This window comes from Nocardia sp. NPDC059195 (genome assembly GCF_042754695.1).
Classification (GTDB): domain Bacteria; phylum Actinomycetota; class Actinomycetes; order Mycobacteriales; family Mycobacteriaceae; genus Nocardia.
In genome coordinates, this window is sequence record NZ_JBHZBG010000005.1 from 1 (window position 1) to 19,877 (window position 19,877).

Annotated in this window: 17 protein-coding genes; 8 read left to right on the forward strand and 9 right to left on the reverse strand. The window is 67.1% G+C overall.

Annotated elements, in window-relative coordinates; genetic code table 11:
* Positions 1-346 precede the first annotated feature (346 nt).
* From ACFXKN_RS08985 to ACFXKN_RS09020, 8 genes are all read left to right on the forward strand, one after another.
* Positions 347-802: an NUDIX hydrolase gene (locus ACFXKN_RS08985; protein ID WP_378922054.1), complete on the forward strand. Its 456-nt coding sequence runs from the start codon at positions 347-349 to the stop codon at positions 800-802.
* Positions 799-3,258: a DUF6049 family protein gene (locus tag ACFXKN_RS08990; RefSeq protein ID WP_378947251.1), complete on the forward strand. Its 2,460-nt coding sequence runs from the start codon at positions 799-801 to the stop codon at positions 3,256-3,258. The genes ACFXKN_RS08985 and ACFXKN_RS08990 overlap by 4 nt, the downstream gene beginning before the upstream one ends.
* Before the next feature lie 1,512 nt (positions 3,259-4,770).
* Positions 4,771-8,391 (forward strand): murein biosynthesis integral membrane protein MurJ, encoded by a 3,621-nt coding sequence (locus tag ACFXKN_RS08995; protein ID WP_378948187.1) that lies wholly within the window; start codon positions 4,771-4,773, stop codon positions 8,389-8,391.
* Positions 8,392-8,747: 356 nt separating this feature from the next.
* Positions 8,748-9,344 (forward strand): RNA polymerase sigma factor SigM, encoded by a 597-nt coding sequence (gene sigM, locus ACFXKN_RS09000; protein ID WP_378922081.1) that lies wholly within the window; start codon positions 8,748-8,750, stop codon positions 9,342-9,344.
* A 95-nt stretch (positions 9,345-9,439) separates the two neighbouring features.
* Complete coding sequence (locus ACFXKN_RS09005) at positions 9,440-10,195, forward strand: hypothetical protein (protein ID WP_378947248.1); 756 nt, start codon at positions 9,440-9,442, stop codon at positions 10,193-10,195.
* Between the two features lie 129 nt (positions 10,196-10,324).
* Complete coding sequence (gene trxB, locus ACFXKN_RS09010) at positions 10,325-11,311, forward strand: thioredoxin-disulfide reductase (RefSeq protein WP_378947245.1); 987 nt, start codon at positions 10,325-10,327, stop codon at positions 11,309-11,311.
* 17 nt (positions 11,312-11,328) lie between these two features.
* Complete coding sequence (gene trxA / locus ACFXKN_RS09015; RefSeq protein WP_378947242.1) at positions 11,329-11,661, forward strand: thioredoxin; 333 nt, start codon at positions 11,329-11,331, stop codon at positions 11,659-11,661.
* A 133-nt stretch (positions 11,662-11,794) separates the two neighbouring features.
* Positions 11,795-13,006, forward strand: coding sequence for an N-acetylmuramoyl-L-alanine amidase (locus ACFXKN_RS09020; RefSeq protein WP_378947239.1), 1,212 nt, complete (start codon positions 11,795-11,797; stop codon positions 13,004-13,006).
* Positions 13,007-13,063: 57 nt separating this feature from the next.
* Here the strand turns inward: ACFXKN_RS09020 and ACFXKN_RS09025 are convergent, their stop codons facing one another.
* The 9 genes from ACFXKN_RS09025 to rpmH all read right to left on the reverse strand — a co-directional run bounded on the left by ACFXKN_RS09025 (position 13,064) and on the right by rpmH (position 19,805).
* Positions 13,064-13,789, reverse strand: a complete 726-nt coding sequence (locus ACFXKN_RS09025; RefSeq protein ID WP_378947236.1) for a GNAT family N-acetyltransferase — start codon at positions 13,787-13,789, stop codon at positions 13,064-13,066.
* An 80-nt stretch (positions 13,790-13,869) separates the two neighbouring features.
* The gene (locus tag ACFXKN_RS09030) at positions 13,870-14,901 is read right to left on the reverse strand and encodes a ParB/RepB/Spo0J family partition protein (protein ID WP_378947233.1); all 1,032 of its coding nucleotides are present in this window, start codon (positions 14,899-14,901) and stop codon (positions 13,870-13,872) included.
* Between the two features lie 33 nt (positions 14,902-14,934).
* Complete coding sequence (locus tag ACFXKN_RS09035) at positions 14,935-15,930, reverse strand: ParA family protein (RefSeq protein ID WP_378947230.1); 996 nt, start codon at positions 15,928-15,930, stop codon at positions 14,935-14,937.
* A 515-nt stretch (positions 15,931-16,445) separates the two neighbouring features.
* Positions 16,446-17,192: a 16S rRNA (guanine(527)-N(7))-methyltransferase RsmG gene (gene rsmG / locus ACFXKN_RS09040; RefSeq protein ID WP_378947227.1), complete on the reverse strand. Its 747-nt coding sequence runs from the start codon at positions 17,190-17,192 to the stop codon at positions 16,446-16,448.
* Between the two features lie 85 nt (positions 17,193-17,277).
* Complete coding sequence (locus ACFXKN_RS09045) at positions 17,278-17,814, reverse strand: R3H domain-containing nucleic acid-binding protein (RefSeq protein ID WP_266294803.1); 537 nt, start codon at positions 17,812-17,814, stop codon at positions 17,278-17,280.
* A gap of 25 nt (positions 17,815-17,839) precedes the next feature.
* Positions 17,840-18,919, reverse strand: a complete 1,080-nt coding sequence (yidC, locus tag ACFXKN_RS09050) for a membrane protein insertase YidC (RefSeq protein ID WP_378947224.1) — start codon at positions 18,917-18,919, stop codon at positions 17,840-17,842.
* Between the two features lie 4 nt (positions 18,920-18,923).
* Complete coding sequence (gene yidD, locus ACFXKN_RS09055) at positions 18,924-19,223, reverse strand: membrane protein insertion efficiency factor YidD (protein WP_378947221.1); 300 nt, start codon at positions 19,221-19,223, stop codon at positions 18,924-18,926.
* The gene (gene rnpA, locus ACFXKN_RS09060) at positions 19,220-19,639 is read right to left on the reverse strand and encodes a ribonuclease P protein component (RefSeq protein WP_378947218.1); all 420 of its coding nucleotides are present in this window, start codon (positions 19,637-19,639) and stop codon (positions 19,220-19,222) included. The genes yidD and rnpA overlap by 4 nt, the downstream gene beginning before the upstream one ends.
* Positions 19,640-19,661: 22 nt before the next feature.
* Entirely contained in the window at positions 19,662-19,805 is a 144-nt protein-coding gene (gene rpmH, locus ACFXKN_RS09065; RefSeq protein ID WP_082843828.1) for a 50S ribosomal protein L34, read from the reverse strand.
* Between the last annotated feature and the right edge of the window lie 72 nt (positions 19,806-19,877).

The following is a 19,877-nucleotide window of genomic DNA, read 5'->3' on the forward strand; positions in this document are numbered from 1 at the left end:
GATCAGGGCTCGAAAGCGCTACGCCGAAGGCGTTAGTCTCGAGCCCTGATCGGCGGCCCCTCAGGGCCGCGGACACGCGCGCGCCAGCGCGCCAAAAACACAGCGTATACAGCCCTGGGACTACCAAACCCTGGTCATCCCTTACCAACCCCACCTACCAATAGCCAGTTCCGCACACACCTCCCGTGACTACCGAACAACAAATCCCAACCCCGCACCCTCGACCGCGCCCGCACTCAATATGCACAGCTAAGCTGGCGAGGTGTCTCCTCCGGCCGATCGCGCGAACAGTCGACGCCGCCAGCCGCGGCGGCGCGGTTCGGCGAACACTGCCGGCAAACCCCGCATGCGCACCGTCCGGGAAACCTCGGCAGGCGGGCTGGTCGTGGAAGGCCTCGACGGCCCTAAAGACCAGCGCACCGCCGCCCTGATCGGCCGCACAGATAGACGCGGCCGACTGCTGTGGTCGCTGCCCAAAGGACACATCGAGCAGGGCGAGACCTCCGAGCAGACCGCGATCCGCGAAGTCGCCGAGGAAACCGGGATCGACGGCGAAGTAGTCGCCGAACTCGGCAGTATCGATTACTGGTTCGTCACCGAGGGCAGACGGGTACACAAGACCGTGCACCATTTCCTGCTGCGATGTCTCGGTGGTGAGCTGTCCGATGCCGATGTCGAAGTCACCCAGGTTGCGTGGGTTCCATTGAGCGAGTTGGATTCCCGATTGGCCTACGCCGACGAACGGCGGCTGGCCGAAGTGGCGAATCGATTGATCGACCGGATGGAGACCGGCAAGCGATGACGGGTGGACTGATCCGGCTGATCACGGCGGTCCTGACCATCTTGGGTTCGATGACGCTGCTGCCCGCGGTCGCGCACGCTCAAGCGGACGGGTCGGGAACGCCGAAGTTTCTCAAGCTGACCCTGGACGCGGTGGCGCCGGGCACGGTCACCACCGGCAGCGACCCGAAGCTGACCGTGTCGGGCACGGTCACCAATATCGGCGACCGGGTCGTCGACGATGTGAGCGTGCGAATCCAGCGGGCGGCCGCGATTGATTCGCCGAGCGGGTTGCGTAGTTCGCTGCGCTTGGACCAGGTGAACTACGAGGTGACCGGTCCGTTCCAGGATGTGGCGCCGCAGTTGAGTCCCGGTCAGCGCAAACAGTTCTCGGTGAGTATCGCGTTGCGCGCCGGCTCGGAGGCCTCGCTCGGACTGACCGATCCCGGTGTGTACCCGCTGCTGCTCAACGTCAACGGCGAACCCGCCTACGGCAACCAGGCCAGGCTCGACGACGCGCGCTTCCTGCTCCCCGTGCTGGGGCTGCCCGGCACCGACGACTTGAATCCACCGGTCGGGGCACCGCCGGACGCATCACCCGTCGCGACCACGATGATCTGGCCGCTGGCCGACCGGCCGCGCATGGTCGCGGGTAAACCCGGCGCGGTGAACGGCCAAGTCGAACTGCTCGATGACGAACTGGCGGCCTCGGTCGGCAAGGGCGGACGCCTCGAACAGCTCGTCGCCGCGCTGGAGTCGGTGGCGCCGACGCCGGGCAAAGACAAGGGTGTGGCCGGATCGGTGTGTATCGCCATCGATCCCGACCTCGTCTCGACCGTGCAGACGATGACGCGCGGCTATCGGGTGCTGGCGAGTCCGTCGGATCCGAGTGGCGCGACCAGGGAGGGGACCGGGGCGGCGAACGCGCAGGCCTGGCTCGACCGGTTGCGCGCGCTGGCCGGTTCGATGTGCACGGTGGCCTTGCCGTTCGCGCAGGTCGACCTGTCCGCGCTGGCCGCGGTGAACGATCCGGGGCTGTCGGCGCGGGCGCTGCTCGCGCCCGCCGATGTAGTGGACTCGATCCTCGGCACGCAGTCGTTGCGCGGGGTGAGCCTGCCCGACGCGGGCAGCATCGACGATCCGGCCGGGCAGTTGTTGCGCCGGCACGGATACGGGACGGCGGTGCTGGCCGGTACGGCGGTGTCGGGCGACGGGTCGCCTGCCGATACCGACAACGCGCTCACCTCCGCGCCGACCACGCTCGCGCCCGGTGTCGTCGTGGGTGGGGAACAGCCCGCGCCCGATGTCGTGCGGGTGCCGGGTGTGAGCGTCGAGCCGCCCGCCGGTGCCGCCGTGGGAACCGATCCCGCGCTGCACGTGACCACCTTCGATATCTGGTCGGCGACCGCGCTGGCCGCGGTCGGTTCGAGCCCGCCGACACCGTCGTTCACCCCGTCGAAGGTGCGTTTCGACGTCACCCATGACTCGCGGGCGGCCCGATTGCAGGACGCGCTCGGCGCGATGGCGTGGAGCGCGCTCAATCCGTCGCCGGACCGGCCGCGATCGCAGTTGCTGATGCCGCCGCAGCAGTGGAGTGCCAGCCGGGAGGAGGGCGTCGCGCTGCTCAAGCAGGTCGAACTGCTCACCCGCAACAACCTCGCGAGCCCGCGCGCCTTCGCCGACCTCGTCGCCCAGGCACCCGATCCGCGACCGTTCGCACTGGAGTATCTGCCACGCGCCGCCCAGGACGCCGCGCCGGACGAGTTCATCGCACCGATTCACGCCCAAGGTGCGCGGGTGACCGAACTGATGCGCGCACTGGTCGAACTGCCCGAATCCGAGCTCACACCGCACGCGTTCCTGACCCCGGCGCGCGAGGATCTGCTGCGCGCGCTGAGCCTGTCCGATCGCAGGGGCGACAACGACACACTCGCCGACCTGCACGCCCTACGACGCATCGATCAAGCGACCGACGAACTGGACACGATGTTCTCCGCCGTCTCGGTGCTGCCGCCGGGCGGGGTGTACACGCTGGCCTCCGAGCAGAGCCCGTTGTTGCTGGTGGCGCGCAATGAACTGCCCGTCGCCATCCGGGTGATGTTCCGAATCGAAGCGCCTGCCGAGACGAACATCACCGATATCGGCGAACAGCTGCTTCCGCCGTCCGGTACCCGGTCGTTCCAGATTCCGACCGAGGTGAGCGACAGCCGTAAGCTGGTGATTCCGATCGCCCTTACCACCCCGGACGGGATAGCGCTAGGAGAGGCGACGTCGGTCTCGGTGCGCTCGAACGCCTACGGTCAGGCGCTGGCCATAATTACCGCATGTGCCGCGATACTGCTGTTGCTGCTGGCTGGGCGCCGCCTGCTGCGGCGGTTCCGCGGGCAACCCGACCCCGCCGACGAAGGGTTCACCCCCGAGACGGTGGAACGGGCGGGTCGGCTGCGGCGCGCACGTCAGCGACTGCAGCGGCAGTGAACGCCCGCGCCTGACGCGCGGTCAGGGCACCATGACAGACAAGGACGAGAGTGGCACTGGTGAGCGAAACGCTCATCGGACCGGCGGGATTCGCGGGTCACGCCGGGTACAGGAGGCATGATGGGCGACGATGATTCCGCTCATCGGCGTGACCACGACGACGACCCGACCCTGCGCCGGGCTCCCAGCGCACCGTGGGAACGTGGGATGACGGCCGGGCAGGACGCCGATCGCGACGAGGCTGCGCCACCCGTGGATCGGCCGGGTCGCCCTGGTGCTCCCGGTCATCGACCCGACTTCGCCGCCCCCCGAGACGGGCGTCCCGGTGATCCAGGGTTCGATCCGCGGGCGATGCCTCGTCATCCTGATGCCGGCCCACGTCATCCCGCAGAGCGATCCGGTGCCGAACCTCAGCCCCCCTTCGATCAGACCGGTTACCGGCCGGGTTCCGCCGACCCGGGCGCACCGGTGCCGCCCTCGGCTCAGCGCACCCCCCGCCCCGCCATGCCGCCGGGTCAGCCGGCCTATCGCCCTGAACCGCCGCCCGGATACCGCCCCGGACCGGACCAACCGCCCGCTGGACACCGCGCCGGACCGGGCCGACCCGGTGCGCCCCAACCGCCCGGCGGCTATCGCTCCCCGGATCCGCAACGTCCGCCGCACGGCGAGCGGCCCGGACAGGTCCCGAACCCCCGTCAACAGCCGCCCGGCCCGGCGAATCGCTCGGGTGAATTCCCGCAGCAGCAACGCCCTGTACCGTCCCAGCGCCCCGGCGTAGTCGGCCCTTCCGGCGCACCACAGCACCCTGCCGGCCCGCCCGGCCGCGCCGGCGAGCCACTTCGTCCAGCCGCATACGACCCCGACGGTCGCCCCGTGCCTCCACAGCAACGCCGAGCGCCCGGTTCCGCAGGGCGCTCAGGTGAGTTTCCCCAGCAGCAACGCCCCGGCTCAGGTTCCGGCGGTCGTTCGGGTGAATTCCCCCAGCAGCAACGCCCTGGCTCGGGCTCCGGCGGTCGTTCGGGTGAGTTCCCGCAACAGCAGCGCCCCGGCTCGGGTTCCGCCGGGCGTTCAGGTGAATTCCCGCAACAGCAGCGCCCCGGCGCCGGACAGGACGGGTTAGCCCCGCGGCGGCCCGGACCGAACCCTTCGGGCGAGTTCCCCCAGCAACGCCCGGTCCCGCCGCGTGGTGCGCAGTCCGGCGCCATTCCGAGACAGGATCGGCCCGATCAGGCCGGTATGCGCCGACAGAACTCCCCGGAGCAGGCAGGCGGGCGCCGACCGGGTTCCCCGGAGCAGGGGCGGCCGGTGCCGCCGCGTGCGAGTTTTCCCGGTATGCCCGCCGCGGATCTCGCGCGAGATGGGCGTCGGGCAGGCGCTGGATTCGGCGAGCGCGGCCGGGGCGCGGGCGGTTCGCCTGCTGGTGATCGGTCGGCGGAGCGGACTCAGGTCATCGCCCGGCCGAAGAAGGTGGCGGCCGAACCTGCTTCTGCTGAAAAAGCGGGCGGCACACCGATGAGTGCCAACGCGAAGCTGCTCAAGGACTCGGGTTCGATCGCGGTTGCGACGCTGATCAGCCGGATCACCGGGTTCGCCAAGCAACTGCTGCTGCTGACGGTGCTCGGTCCGGCCATTGCCAGCGCGTTCATCTCCGCGAACCTGATCCCGAATATGATCGCCGAGCTCGTCCTCGGCGCCGTGCTGACCGCCATCGTCGTGCCGACCTTGATTCGCGCCGAGCAGGAGGACGACGACAACGGCGCCGCGTTCGTGCGCAGATTGGTGACAGCGGCCTTCACTGTGCTGTTCGTCGCCACCGTGCTGACCTTGGCGGCCACGCCGATCCTGGCCGGTCACGTACTTGTCTCCGCCGACGGCAAGGTGAACACGAACCTGACCGTCGCGCTGACCTACCTACTGGCACCGGCGCTCCTCTTCTACGGCATGTCGGCGTTGTTCACCGCGATCCTCAACACCAGACATGCGTTCAAGCCGGGTGCGTGGGCCCCCGTGATGAACAACGTGGTCGCGCTGACAGTGCTGGCGGTCTACGCGCTGACACCCGGCGAGATCACCCTCGATCCGGTGCGGATGAGCGATCCGAAACTGCTGGTTCTCGGCCTCGGTATCACCGCGGGCGTAGCGACACAGGCGCTCTGTCTGCTGCCCGCGATCCGCAGGCACGGGATCAACTTGCGTCCGCTGTGGGGCATCGACGCGCGCCTCAAGCAGTTCGGCAAGATGGGCATCGCGATCATCTTGTACGTGCTGATCAGCCAAGTCGGCTTGGTGGTCGCGAACAACATCGCCTCCTCGGCCGACGAAGCGGGTCCCGCGATCTTCGCGAACGCATGGGCGCTGTTGCAGCTGCCCTACGGCGTCATCGGAGTAACCCTGCTCACCGCGATCATGCCGAGGCTGAGCCGCAGCGCCGCCGACGACGACACGCCCGCGGTGGTCGACGACCTGTCCGTAGCCACGCGCCTCACGATGATCGCGATGATCCCGATCGTCACCTTTATGACCCTCGCGGGCCCGGAGATCGGCCAGGCGCTCTACGGCTACGCGCGATTCGCCGGGGACGCCGAACGGCTCGGCGATGCCGTGAGCTGGTCGGCGTTCTCGCTCATCCCGTATTCGCTCGTGCTCATTCATTTGCGGGTGTTCTACGCGCGCGAGCAGGCATGGACACCGACCTGGATCATCCTCGGCATCACGACGATCAAGATCCTGATCTCGGCACTGGCACCGGTCATCGCCCGCGACAGCGACGACGTGGTGATCATCCTCGGTGTCGCCACCGGCCTCGGCTTCACCGCGGGCGCCGTGATCGGCGGCGTGCTGCTGCACCGCAGTCTCGGCGACTTGCGCATGATCAATGTCGGCCGAACTGTGACCAGAGTGTTGCTCGCCTCGATCGCCGGCGGCGCGGTGATGCTGATCGTCGATACGGTGACCGGACTCGACGGTGTCTCGGGTGGCGCGGGCTCGCTGCTGCGCGTCGTCATCGATGCGCTGGTCATGTTCTCGGTGGCGTTCGGCCTGATGCGTCTGGCCGGTATCCCCGAGGTCGTCGCCATCACCGTCGCGATCTCGCGCAAGCTCGGTATCACCCCGCCCGCGCCGGATCTCGGGCTCGACGACACCCCGGCCGACGACATCTACGCGACCACCGTCCTGCGCCGTCCCGATACCTACGGATTCCCCGCTTATGGGCAGTCTTTGGACACTCAGACCATGGTTCTGCCCATCATCCGACCGGGTGCTGTTGACAGCACCGGTAAAGCACAGTTCCCGTACGCTGTTCCGCAGACCGACACGGGTTTTCAGGCCGAAGGAGGACCGAGGGTGAGCGATGACGCGGTGGGCGGCGTCCCGGCCGCTGATTCTGCGGCGCGCGCGGCAGCAGGAATGTCCACCGAGGTCGGGCCCGATGCGCCGAACTCGACGGATTCCGAGCATACCGACGCGCCCGACGAACGCGATACGCACGACGAAGACGCGCGTTCGGCCATGCCGCCGCACGATCCGACATACGACACCGGCATGTTGCCGATCCCACCCCAGGTGCCGCAGAACGCCGCGGCCAACCGTGCGCAGCGCGGCCCCAAGCTCATCCCCGGCGCGTCCGTCGCGGGCGGCCGGTACCGGCTGCTGGCCGGTCACGGCGGTGCGCGTGGGCTGAGGTTCTGGCAGGCACTCGATATCAAGCTCGATCGTGAGGTCGCGCTGACCTTCGTCGACGCCGATCAGACCTCCAGCGAGAACTCCGGTCACGACGGCCCGCAGGCGGTGCTGTCGCGCACCCTGCGACTCGGCCGGATCAATTCGCCCGGCCTCGCCAGGGTCCTGGACGTGGTTCGCGGCAGCTCCGGTGGCATCGTCGTGGCCGAGTGGACCCCCGGCCGTTCGCTGCGCGAGATGGCCGAGACCGTGCCGTCGCCGATCGGCGCGGCCAGGGCCATCAGGGCACTCGCCTCGGCGGCCGAACTCGCCCACCGTGGCGGCGGCTCGCTGTCGATCGATCACCCCGATCGGATCCGGATCAGTGCCTCCGGTGACGCCGTCCTGGCGTTCCCCGGCACGCTCGGTGATTCCGACGCCCAGGGCGATGTGCGTGGCCTCGGCGCGATGCTCTACGCCCTGATCACCGCACGCTGGCCGATTCGCGTCGGCGGCGTCACCGGCTCGGCGGCCACCATCGGCGGGCTGAGACTGGCCGATTTCGGGCCCGACGGCACCCCGGTGGAGCCGCGGCAGATCCGGCCGGAGGTGCCGTTCGAGATCTCGGCCGTCGCGGTTCGCTCGCTGGAATCCAACAAGGGCGTGCGCACCGCTGCCACCGTGCAGCACGTGCTCGAGCAGGCCTCGGTCGTCGACCAGAAGACCGACTTCATTCCGGTCTTACGGCTGGGTCAGCGGGCGGTGGCCCCCGGTGCCGATTCGCTCGCCGACCCGGAACTGCTCGCCGCCGAGCGGGAACGCTCCAAGCGGATGATGTGGATCATGGTCGCCCTCGGCGTGCTCGCGGCGCTGGTGGTCGGCGTGCTGATCTGGTGGATGGTCAGCATCTTCGCGCCCGGCGCGTCGGACAAGCCGCTGGACCAGCAGATCAATATCGGGCTCACCTCGAGTGTGGCGCCGCCGCCCGCGGCGTCGGCACCGCCCGCCGATGACCCCGCGGCACCGCCGACGAGTGTGCCGGTGCCGGTCACCGGTGCCGCGGTGTTCTCCCCGGAGGGCACGCCCGATGGCGCCGCGGCGGCGGGCGCGGTGCTCGACCACAACGCGACGACGGTGTGGCGCACCGATCAGTATTTCCAGCAGTTCCCCGCCCTCAAGAAGGGCGTGGGGCTGCTGGCCACGCTGCCGACGCCGGCGAAGCTGACCAATGTGTCGATCACCTCGCCCAGCGCGGGGAGCACCGTCGAGATCCGCACCTCGCCCACCGAGGCGCCCACCCTCGACCAGACCCAGCTGATCGGTTCGGCCAAGCTCGGTGACGGGGTCACCGATATCGCCGTGCAGACCGATCAGGCCGCTCGTTTCGTGCTCGTGTGGATTACCGGACTGGCGAATTCGGGCGGTCAGTTCCAGACCGCGATCGCCGACGTCCGCTTCGACGCGGCCCCTTAGTCCGTAAAACCCGGACCGCACCCCTCCCACCTCCGGCCTGAGCGGTGTACCGCGTGGACAAGTCCCGCGCGCTCGTCGACCTCGTTTCTGGCCTATCGACGCAGGTGGTCGATCATTTCTGGGCCCGTCGCCGATCTTCATCGAACCGCGGTCCGGTTGGTGCGTAATTGTTATCAACGATATGATCCCTGCGCGCTCTCGGTTGGGAGTTACCCAGGATTTGTCGACGTCGATCCTGGACGCCGCGTAGTAGTCAGGTGATGGATCGGGCTTGTTTCGCCGACTTGAAGTCGCCGTAATGAGCGCTGTCCAAGGGGTCAGTTTTGTCGCCGGATGTCAACGAGCAAGTCCGCGGTGTGCCACCGCGGCAGGTCGCGCCCAGCGTCCGCTCGTTCCTGGAGAACGGCAGCGACAAGCAATTGCTGGCCGCCCACGTGCGCGGGGAACCGCACGTCTTCGCCGAACTGCTGCGCAGGCACTCCGACCATCTCTGGCAGACCGCGCTGCGCACCTCCTACAACCGCGAGGACGCCGCCGACTGCCTGCAGGACGCCCTGTTCTCGGCCCATCGCACCGCAGGCTCGTTCCGTGCCGAATCCGAGGTGCGCAGCTGGCTGCACGCCATCGTGGTCAATGCCTGCCTCGACCGGATCCGGCGCAACAAGACCCGTCGCGCCGTCTCGATCCTGCCCGACACCATGCCAGAGGCGATCGACCCGCATGATGCGTTTGCTCACTATGAACTGTCCACCGTTGTGAGCGAAGCGTTGTTCACCCTCCCTGACGAACAGCGGTTGGCGCTGGTGATGACCGAGATGGAAGGTCGCAGCGTCGCCGAAACCGCCGCTGCGCTCGGCGTGGCGCCGGGCACGATCAAGAGCCGATGCGCCCGAGCGCGCGTACGTTTGCAAGAACGTTTGGAATTTTTCCGGGATCCAGGGAACCGGATGTAGTCGGGATGCGTCATTAATAGTGACGAACAAGTCAGCGATGTAAATCCTGCGATCCGATATCGACAGAACAGGGGAGGTGCGAGGTGTCTCGATCCGTGCCGCAGCCTCCGTTCCCGTCGGAACTGCTGGCCGATCTGCATGCCGACAATCTCGCGCCCGAACTGCGCGAGCAACTGTGGCCCGTGGTCCGCACCGACGTAGACGCGCTGCACTACCTGAACAAGCTCGACGAGGTGAACACCCACCTCCGCACGCTCGCCACCGACGAGCGGGTCATGCACCGCATGCCCGACGACGTGGCCGACCGCATGTTCCGTTTCGTCGCCCAACTCGACGCGGGGGACGGGCCGACCGACCGAATCACACCGCTGTCGGTCGTTCCCGAGGCACCTCCCGCCGAGCCAACCGCCGGCGCGGCCCCGATCTCGCTGGACCGCTACCGTTCCCGGCGCCGACTGGGGCTACTAGCCGCGGCCGCCGCCGCGGTGGCCGTCCTGGCGGGGGCCGGTGCCGTGTTCAGCACATTCGACACCACCGAGGGCACCCCCACCGCCGCGCCGTTCACCGAACCGGCGGCCGACGACGAACTCACCACCGCCGCCGCACTGCGCGCACTGGGCAAACGCGACGTGATCGGCCCGCTGGCCGACGACGCCGCACTCACCCGCTGTGTGCAAGCCAACGGCATCGACCGGGCAGTGCTCGGAGCGTCGAATATCACCTTCCGTGGCTCCGACGCCGTTCTCGTCCTCGTCCAGGGCGTCGAGGCCCCCACCATCACCGCTCTCGTTGTCGGCACCGGCTGCACCACCGGCACCCCCGAACAGCTCACCCTGCGTGACATCGGCTGAACTGACCCGTACTCCTGGCCGGGCGAAGCCGAGAACCGCGGCACCCGCCGCAGAATGAACACAGGGAACAACACCGATTAGGGTGTTGTTGACTGACACGTCCCCAGATTGCTTTTTCGGAAGGGCCCTATGAGCACGCCAGTTCGCGACCTGATCATCGTCGGCTCAGGACCCGCCGGCTACACGGCGGCCGTATACGCCGCCCGCGCGGAGCTTTCGCCGCTGGTCTTCGAGGGCACCCAGTTCGGTGGCGCCCTGATGACCACCACCGAGGTGGAGAACTTCCCCGGTTTCCGCGACGGCATCATGGGTCCCGACCTCATGGAGCAGATGCGCGACCAGGCCAAGCGCTTCGGCGCCGAGCTGCGCACCGAGGACGTCGACGCGATCGATCTGTCCGGCCCGGTGAAGAAGGTCACCGTCGGTGACGAGACCTTCGAGGCCTACGCCGTCATCCTCGCGATGGGCTCGGCCGCGCGCTACCTGAACGTGCCGGGGGAGCAGGACTTGCTCGGCCGCGGGGTGAGCGCCTGCGCCACCTGCGACGGTTTCTTCTTCAAGGGCCAGGACATCGTCGTGGTCGGCGGCGGTGACTCCGCCATGGAGGAAGCGACCTTCCTCACCAAGTTCGCCGCGAGCGTCACCATCGTGCACCGCCGTGAGGAGTTCCGTGCCTCCCGGATCATGCTCGAGCGCGCCAAGGCCAACGAGAAGATCAAGTTCCAGCTCAACTCCGAGGTCGTGAAGGTCAACGGTGAGAAGAGCGTCACCAGCCTCACCCTGCGCGACACCCGCACCGGCGAGGAGTCCGAGCTCGACGCGACCGGGCTGTTCGTCGCCGTCGGCCACGACCCGCGCAGCGAACTCGTCAAGGGCCAGATCGCACTCGACGGCGAGGGCTATGTGCAGGTGACCAATCCGGGTACCGCCACCGACGTGGCAGGCGTGTTCGCCGCGGGCGATCTCGTCGACCACACCTACCGGCAGGCGATCACCGCCGCGGGCACCGGCTGCCGCGCCGCGATCGACGCCGAACGCTGGCTCGCCGAGCAGGGCGACATCACCGCCAACACGCTCGACCACGCCGACGGCCCGGCCGCCGTGCGCACCAACTGATTCAAGGAGATACACCCATGGCCGACAGCGCCAACACCATCACCGTCACCGACCAGTCCTTCGCTGATGACGTCCTGCTCAGCGAAAAGCCGGTGCTCGTCGACTTCTGGGCCGACTGGTGCGGCCCGTGCAAGATGGTCGCCCCCGTGCTGGAGGAGATCGCGGGCACCCACGCCGACAAGCTGACCATCGCCAAGCTCGACACCGAGGCCAACCCCGGCATCGCCCGCGACTACCAGATCCTCTCGCTGCCCACGATGATCTTGTTCCAGGGCGGCAAGCCGGTGAAGCAGATCGTCGGCGCCAAGGGCAAGGCGGCACTGCTGCGCGAACTCGAAGGCCTCATCTAACACAGAGCATCCGATAAAAGCGTCTCCTACCGGCCGACGCGCCGTAGGATGCCTGGACCCGGGATTCCCGCAAAGCGGCCCGGGTCTGCGACAATTGACGCCACGCTCCGGCCGAAGGAAAGGGCTCTCACGCATGCACCGACTTCGTCACGGCGATTCAGGACCAGCCGTCGCAGAGGTTCGGAGCACCCTCGCAAGCCTCGGCTTCCTGCATCTCCCGCACGTCGAATCCACCGACGGCCCGGAGTATTGGAAAGACACCGAGGCGGTGTTCGATCGGCCCCTCGATTCGGCGACCCGCGCGTTCCAGCAGCAGCGCGGTCTCCTCGTCGACGGGGTGGTCGGTCCGGCCACCTACCGCGCGCTGAAGGAAGCCTCCTACCGGCTGGGTGCTCGCACGTTGATCTACCAATTGTCGGCACCGCTCTACGGTGACGACGTGGCCACCCTGCAGCGCAAGCTGCAGGACCTCGGCTTCTACGTGTACCGGGTGGACGGGCACTTCGGTCCGCACACCCACGACGGGCTCAGTGCGTTCCAGCGCGAAATCGGTCTGTCCGCCGACGGTATCTGCGGGCCCGACACCTTGCGCTCGCTGGATCTGCTCGGCGCGCGCGTCACCGGCGGCAACCCGCACCGCATCGCCGAAGAGGAAGTGGTGCACCGGGCAGGTCCGCAGCTCACCGGCAAGCGGATCGTCATCGATCCCGGATTCGGCGGCACCGACAAGGGTTTCGCGGTGCCTACCGAATTCGGCGACGTCTACGAGTCGGAGATCCTGTGGGATCTGGCTTCCCGACTCGAGGGCCGGATGGCCGCCACGGGCATGGAAACCTTCCTGTCCCGGCCATGGGGCGCCAACCCCACCGATGTCGAACGCGCCGATACCTCCAACGCCTTCGATGCCGATCTGATGATCTCGCTGCGCTGCGCGACGAGTGACAACCCGTCCGCGAAGGGAGTGGCCGGCTTCTACTTCGGCAACTCCCACGGTTCGGTCTCGATGATCGGTCAGGTGCTCGCCGGCTTCATCCAGCGCGAAGTGGTTGCCCGAACCTCGGTGCAGGACTGCCGGACTCATCAGCGCACCTGGGACCTGTTGCGTCTGACCAAGATGCCGACCGTCCAGGTCGACCTCGGCTACCTCACCAACGACTACGACGCCTCGGTGCTCACCAACCCGCGCATGCGCGATGTGATCGCCGAAGCGATTCTCATCTCGGTGAAGCGGCTCTACCTACTCGGCCAGGACGACCAGCCCACCGGCACCTACACCTTCGCCGAGCTACTCGCCGAAGAACTCGCTGCCGCCGACGCGGGCCACGTTCCGGCCCCACGCGTCTAGCTTCGTCAAAGACCAACGGCCCCGCGGTTTCCGCGGGGCCGTTCTTGTTGTCTCGGGTCAGAGCACGCCGACGCGCGACGGTGGTTCCATCGAGGCAGCTGCGAGGAGTTGGTCGAGTGCTCGCTCGACGTCTTCCTTCCAGCCGTGATCGGAGTTGAGCTCCAGCCGCAGGCGGGGGAAGCGGTGATGCGGGGCCACCACTTCGAAACCGACCTCGGCGAGGAAATCCGCGTCGATCATGCAGGTTTCGGGAGTGCACCGGGTCGCGGAGGACGGGTCGCGCAGTGGCGCCGCGATCCGTTCCATCAACCGCATCGACGATCCGAAACCCCGATCGGCCACCGAACTCGACGGTGGGCCGTTGCGAATGCCGAATGCCTCCAGCGCCCGCACGCCACGACGCACCAGATCGGCCACCACGGCCTGAACCAGGCGATGGGCTACATCGGCCTCGTCATAGGGGAATTCGGCCTGCAGCGTGGTCAGCAGGACCGCGTCCGGGCTCACGGGGGAGGTAGGGAACAGCGCGGAACGCGGCACCGCACTCGGAGGCGAGTACAGCGCGCAGCCCGCGAGGGTGTTCTCCACGTGGGCCACCTGCCCGCACGAACCCCACTCGAGCATCACCGTCGAGAGCCAGGCTTCCTTTTCGAAGACCGGATCGCTGAACGCGTGCGAGTCGGCGGCGACGGCCGGGTCGAGCTCCCAGAACACACACCGTCGGGTGTGCGCCGGGAGCTGACCGAGCCCGTCGAGAGTCAACGCCGTGACGCTGGTCGACACTGCTCTGTTCAGCCTCCAGCTATCGGATTCATCCACGCTCACGCCACATCACTATCCACAGTACGTGCCGCCTCTTTCAGTCACAGTGACGTTTCGGGGCCGACTTGCTCCATCAGCGCCACAATGCGCTCGAGATCTTCGACGGAACCGAACTCGACAACGATCTTGCCCTTGTTCTTACCGAGGCTGACCGTGACCCTGGTGTCGTAAGACCCCGAGAGTCGTTCGGCAACATCCTGCAGTCCCGGCATGTGGATCGGTTTGCGTTTCGGCGCCGGGGGAGCGGTCGGCGAGGGCTCGCGATTCGCGAGTTGCACCGCTTCCTCGGTAGACCGAACCGACAGCCCTTCGGCGACGATCCGCGCCGCCAATACTTCCTGTGCGTCCGCGCCGGCATCCAAGCCGAGCAGCGCCCTGGCGTGTCCGGCCGAGAGCACCCCGGCGGCCACCCGACGCTGCACCGGAATCGGCAGCTTCAGCAAGCGAATCATATTCGTCACCACCGGCCGGGATCGACCGATTCGCGAAGCCAACTCCTCGTGGGTGACATCGAATTCCTCGAGCAGCTGCTGATAGGCCGCCGCCTCTTCGAGGGGGTTCAGCTGCACGCGGTGAATGTTCTCCAGCAGCGCGTCACGCAGCATCGAGCCGTCGTCGGTGTCGCGGATGATCGCCGGGATAGTGGCGAGTCCGGCCTCCTGGCACGCGCGCCAGCGGCGCTCGCCCATGACCAACTGGAACTTGTCGACGCCCGGTTCGACGCGACGCACGACGATCGGCTGCATGAGCCCGAACTCGCGAATCGAGTGCACCAGCTCGGCGAGTGCGTCTTCTTCGAAGACCTGCCGCGGCTGCTTCGGGTTCGGCTTGATCTGATCGGCCGGGATCTCGCGGTACACCGCGCTGCCGGGGGAGACCAGTTCGGCTTCGGGCTCGGGTTCCGGCTCGGCGTCCGGGACCCGATGCAGGAATGCCTCGGCGGGCTGCGGGCCGATCGGGTTGATGCCGATCACGCTCGCCGCGGCACTACTCAAGCCCGGCGCCACGGCCGGACCCGTCGGGATCAATGCGGCCAACCCGCGACCGAGACCGCCCTTTTTCGCCTGACTCATCGGCTACCGATCCCTTCCTCGTTCCAACTCACGCTACGACGCGTCTTGCTTCAGCTGCGCACGACTGGCGAGCTCGCGTCCCGCGTCCATGTAACTCATCGCACCGCGGGAGCCTGGATCGTAATCGAGCACGGTCATCCCGTAGCCCGGCGCCTCCGAGACCTTCACGCTGCGCGGGATCATCGACTTGAGGACCACGTCGCCGAAGTGGTTGCGCACCTCCTCGGCAACCTGATCGGCCAGCTTGGTCCGGCCGTCGTACATCGTCAGCAGGACGGTCGACACGTGTAGTTCCGGGTTGAGGTGCGCCTGCACCAGCCCGATATTGCGCAGCAACTGGCCGACACCCTCCAGCGCGTAGTACTCGCACTGGATCGGGATCAGCACCTCCTTGGCCGCCACGAGCGCGTTGACCGTGAGCAGACCCAGCGAGGGCGGGCAGTCGATCAACACGTAATCGATGTCGAATCCGACCATGCTCGCCTCGCGAATCGCGGTCTTCAACCGGCCTTCCCTGGCGACCATCGAGACCAGTTCGATCTCCGCACCGGCAAGGTCGATAGTGGCCGGGACGCACAGCAGACGCTCGCTGTGCGGGCTCACCTGAATCGCGTCCTTGACCGCCACTTCGCCGATCAGCAACTCGTAGCTGGACGGCACACCCGAGTTGTGCGCGACGCCCAGCGCCGTACTCGCGTTCCCCTGCGGATCCAGATCGACCACAAGGACCGTCATTCCCTGGTGCGCTAGCGCCGCAGCGAGATTGACCGTCGTAGTCGTCTTGCCGACGCCGCCCTTCTGGTTGGCGATAGTGATGATTCGTTGCTCGCGAGGTTTCGGCACAGTGACCTTTCCTGGATGCAGAATCTGGCTGGCGCGTTGCGCTTCCGCCGCGATCGGGGTCTCGGCCGGGGAGATATGCCCGAAAGGAGTATTCCCGAACGTCTCCGCGTCGAAGCTGCTGGAATCCAGCATCCCCGGGACCCGCGACGCTGTTTCCCGTGAAACATTCGCCGGACCGCTCGACATAGATTGCTCCTAACCCGAGAAACTTCAGATCACGTATCCCCGACGAACGTCGGCGCCGTGTCGTCACAAACAAACTGTGTCGGTGGAGAACTCGAAGACTCGAGGAGGGTGGCTCACTCCCGCCCGACTCTGACAGCTTGCCAGCCCCAAGACAGTTAGGAAAGCTGAATCGCGGCACGCCGACAAGGACACGCCTATTCCGCCTCTCCGAGCCTTCAGCGTGCCGTCCGGTAGTGCGGCCGTTCTCCTTCGGCCTCGCGTGATGCGGGTCGCCATTGGGAGGTGGCCGAGGAGTTACCCATGTCCTCGCGAGATCATTCGGTTGCGTCCCGCCGATCAATCTCCGCAGCGAGGAACAGTCCGTGTTCCACGTGAAACACTTCCGCTCCGCGAACGCGACACCCCTCCGCAACTAACGAAAATAGATCCGCCTCAAGCCCATACAACAACCCTCGGCACGATTCGTCACGTTACGAAACATGCGAATCCGCTCGGTGGACGAAATTTCAGGCCGATCAGGATTCGCGACGCTTCCGAGACTTCTTCTCTACCCCGGCGGCCTTCCGTTCGCTGCGACGCGTCGGACGCTCGGCACGGGGGAGGAGTTCGGCACTGATGACGAGGGTGGGTATTTCCACGATGCCGGCGCCACAACCGACGACGCGGAGATCGGTGGCGCCATCGCGGATCAACTCAGCACCATCCCGCTCGAGTTCTTCGGCGGCGCTGGTTCCTTTGAGAGCAAGCATGCGGCCGTGGTCGCGGAGAAGGGGGAGCGACCAGTGGGCGAGTTTGGCGAGAGGAGCGACCGCGCGCGAAGTAACGACATCCGCACCGCCCGCTTCCTTGATCACCCCGGACTGCTCCGCGCGACCACGAACCACAGTGACATCCAGCCCGACTTCTTCGATGAACTCGCTCAGGAAGATCGTCCGACGCAGCAGCGGTTCCACGAGAGTGATGCGAAGGTCGGGCCGGGCGATCGCGAGAGGGATTCCGGGAAGCCCGGCGCCGCTGCCGATATCGACCACCGAAGCGCCTTCATCGATCAGCTCGCCGATGACGGCACAGTTGAGAATGTGGCGCTCCCACAGCCGGGGAACCTCGCGGGGGCCGATGAGACCGCGTTCCACGCCGGCCGTCGCCAGCGCCGCGTAGTAGCGGCGGGCGATGTCCAAGCGGTCGCCGAACACCCGGGCAGCGGCGGCGGGCGGTTCCAGCTCGTCGGACGGCGTGCCCAGTTCTCGTTCCACGTGAAACATCCTTCTCCGTTGAGGGCAATGAAAAAGCCCCCGGTCCGAGACCGGAGGCCTAATCACATCATTCGTGGTTACGGCGGGGGTAAGCCTACTCGGGCACTACCACCACGTGACGATTCGGCTCGACGCCTTCGCTCTCGCTCGCCACGCCATCGATATCGGCCACGGCGTCGTGCACGATCTTGCGCTCGAACGGAGTCATCGCCGACAGCGCCTCGGGCGCGCCCGACTCGAGCACCCGCTTCGCGGCGGCGACGCCGATCTCGCTCAGATCGGTCCGGCGCTGTGCACGCCAACCGGCCACATCGAGCATCAGCCGGCTACGCACTCCGGTCGCCTGCTGCACGGCGAGCCGAGTCAGCTCCTGCAGCGCGTCGAGTACTTCACCGTTGCGCCCGACGAGCTTGGTCAGATCACGGCCGCCGTCGATGCTCACGATGGCGCGGTCGCCCTCGACATCGAGGTCGATATCGCCGTCGAAGTCGAGCACGTCGAGTAGCTGCTCGAGATAGTCGCCCGCGATCTCGCCCTCTTCGATCAACGCTTCTTCGGCGTCGTTCACGACGTCAACAGCAGTTGTCGCCACAGTGGCGTCCCCTCCGTCGGTCTCGGTCTCAACAGTCATTGGATTCCCTCTATCCGATCGCGTCTCAGCGCTTACGCTTCTGGTTCGCACGGCCACGGTTACCCGGCCGCTGCTGCCCGCCGGGCCTGCGCTTGCCGCCGCCCTGCTTGGCTGACTGTTTGGGGGTGGTGCCGTTGGTCGCCGCGGTACCGTTCGCCGACGGCTCGTCATCGGCCGGGGCGTCCTGCTTCTTGCGGACGTCGACCGGCTTGGCACCGGGCTTTGGTGCGTTCTGCGACCGCAGCTCCATCTTCTTCTGCTTGCGCTCTTCGTCTTCCTTTTCCATCCGGCCGAACACCAGGTGCTGCTGTCCGTAGGTCCAGATGTTGTTGGCCACCCAGTAGAGCAGGATGCCGATCATCAGGAAGGGGCCACCGACCATCACGCCGAGCGGGAAGACCCACAGCGACAGCTTGTTCATGATGGCGGCCTGCGGGTTGGCGGCAGCTTCGGGCGTCTGCCGCTGTACCGATGCGCGAGCGTTGAAGTGGGTCGCGAGACCGGCGATGATCATCAGCGGAACCGCGATCATCGCGATGTTCAGCTTGGTCGGCGTACCGCCCCAATCGGCGAACGCCTGCATCTCGCTGGCGGGCGCGGTGATGAAGGATGCGATCGGCGCACCGAAGATGCGAGCGCTCAGGAACGACTGGACGTCGGTCGCGCTGAAGATGTAGTTCGGGGTGTGCGCGTTGTCGTAGGCAGACATGCCCAGCTGACCGAAGCCGTGGCCGGTGCGGTTGAACGAGCGCAGCACATGGAACAGACCGAGGAAGACAGGCACCTGCACCAGGACCGGCAGGCAGCCCATGAGCGGGTTGAAGCCGTGTTCCTTCTGCAGCTTCTGCATCTCCCGCGCCATGGTCTCGCGGTCGTTCTTGTACTTCTTCTGCAGCTCCTTGATCTGGGGCTGCAGCTCTTGCATCTGTTTGGTGGTGCGGACCTGCTTCACGAACGGCTTGTACAGCACCAGCCGGAGGGTGAAGACCAGGAACACCACGGCAAGGCTCCACGTGAGCCCGCTGTCGGCACCGAACACAAAGCCGAAGGCCTTGTGCCAGAACCACAGAATTGCGGATACCGGCCAATAGATGATGTCGAGCACGGCTCTAGGTACTCCCGTCGTTCGTATCGCCGATCAGCGCGGGCGATGACTGTGTGCAGGCTTTCGACCCGCGCTCTGGCACGGGATCCCACCCTCCAGGGTGCCAGGGCGCGCATTTCGCGAGCCGCACGACCGTGAGCGCCGATCCGACGACGAACCCGCGGGTACGCAAGGCAGTCACCGCGTACTCACTGCAGGTGGGGGTGAACCGGCAGATCGGCATCCGAGTGGGGGAGACATAGGTCCGGTAGAGCTCGATCAGCGAGATCAAGGCTTTCGCGGGGAGGCGGGTGAGGGTCCTCATCGCCGTTCACCGGCCGGGGTGCGACCGAGCGCGAGCTCCGGTGTCGCGCGCAAGCCGAGCTTGCGCAGACCGGCGCGCAGCTGGCGCAGCAACTCGGCGGAATCGGCGGTAGCGGCACCGGGCAGTGCCCGGATCACGACGTCGGTGCCGACCGGTAGTTCGTCGACCACCTGGGCGCACATATGACGCAGGCGGCGGGCCACCCGGTGGCGAACCACCGCGTTACCCACCGCCTTGCTGACAATCAGTCCGAACCGAGGACCGCCTACGCGGACCAGGGAATCGCCGTCGGCGACATCGTCGTACCCGTGCGTGAGCGCGTGTACGACGAGATCTCGCCTCCCGATTCGCTGACCGCGGCGCACCGTGCGGGAGAATTCGGCACGGTGGTGCAACCGATACGGCTCAGGCAACACCCGAGCGTCCGACTACGCGCGATCAGGCAGTCAGTTCGGTACGGCCCTTACGGCGACGCGCCGCAACGATGGCGCGACCCGCACGGGTACGCATCCGGAGACGGAAGCCGTGGACGCGAGCCCGACGACGGTTGTTCGGCTGGAACGTCCGCTTGCCCTTGGCCACGGTCAACACTCCTGTAGTAGGTGGGCACCATTCGGCGCCCGAAGTCTGTACAAATGATTTGTCTGCGCTGCG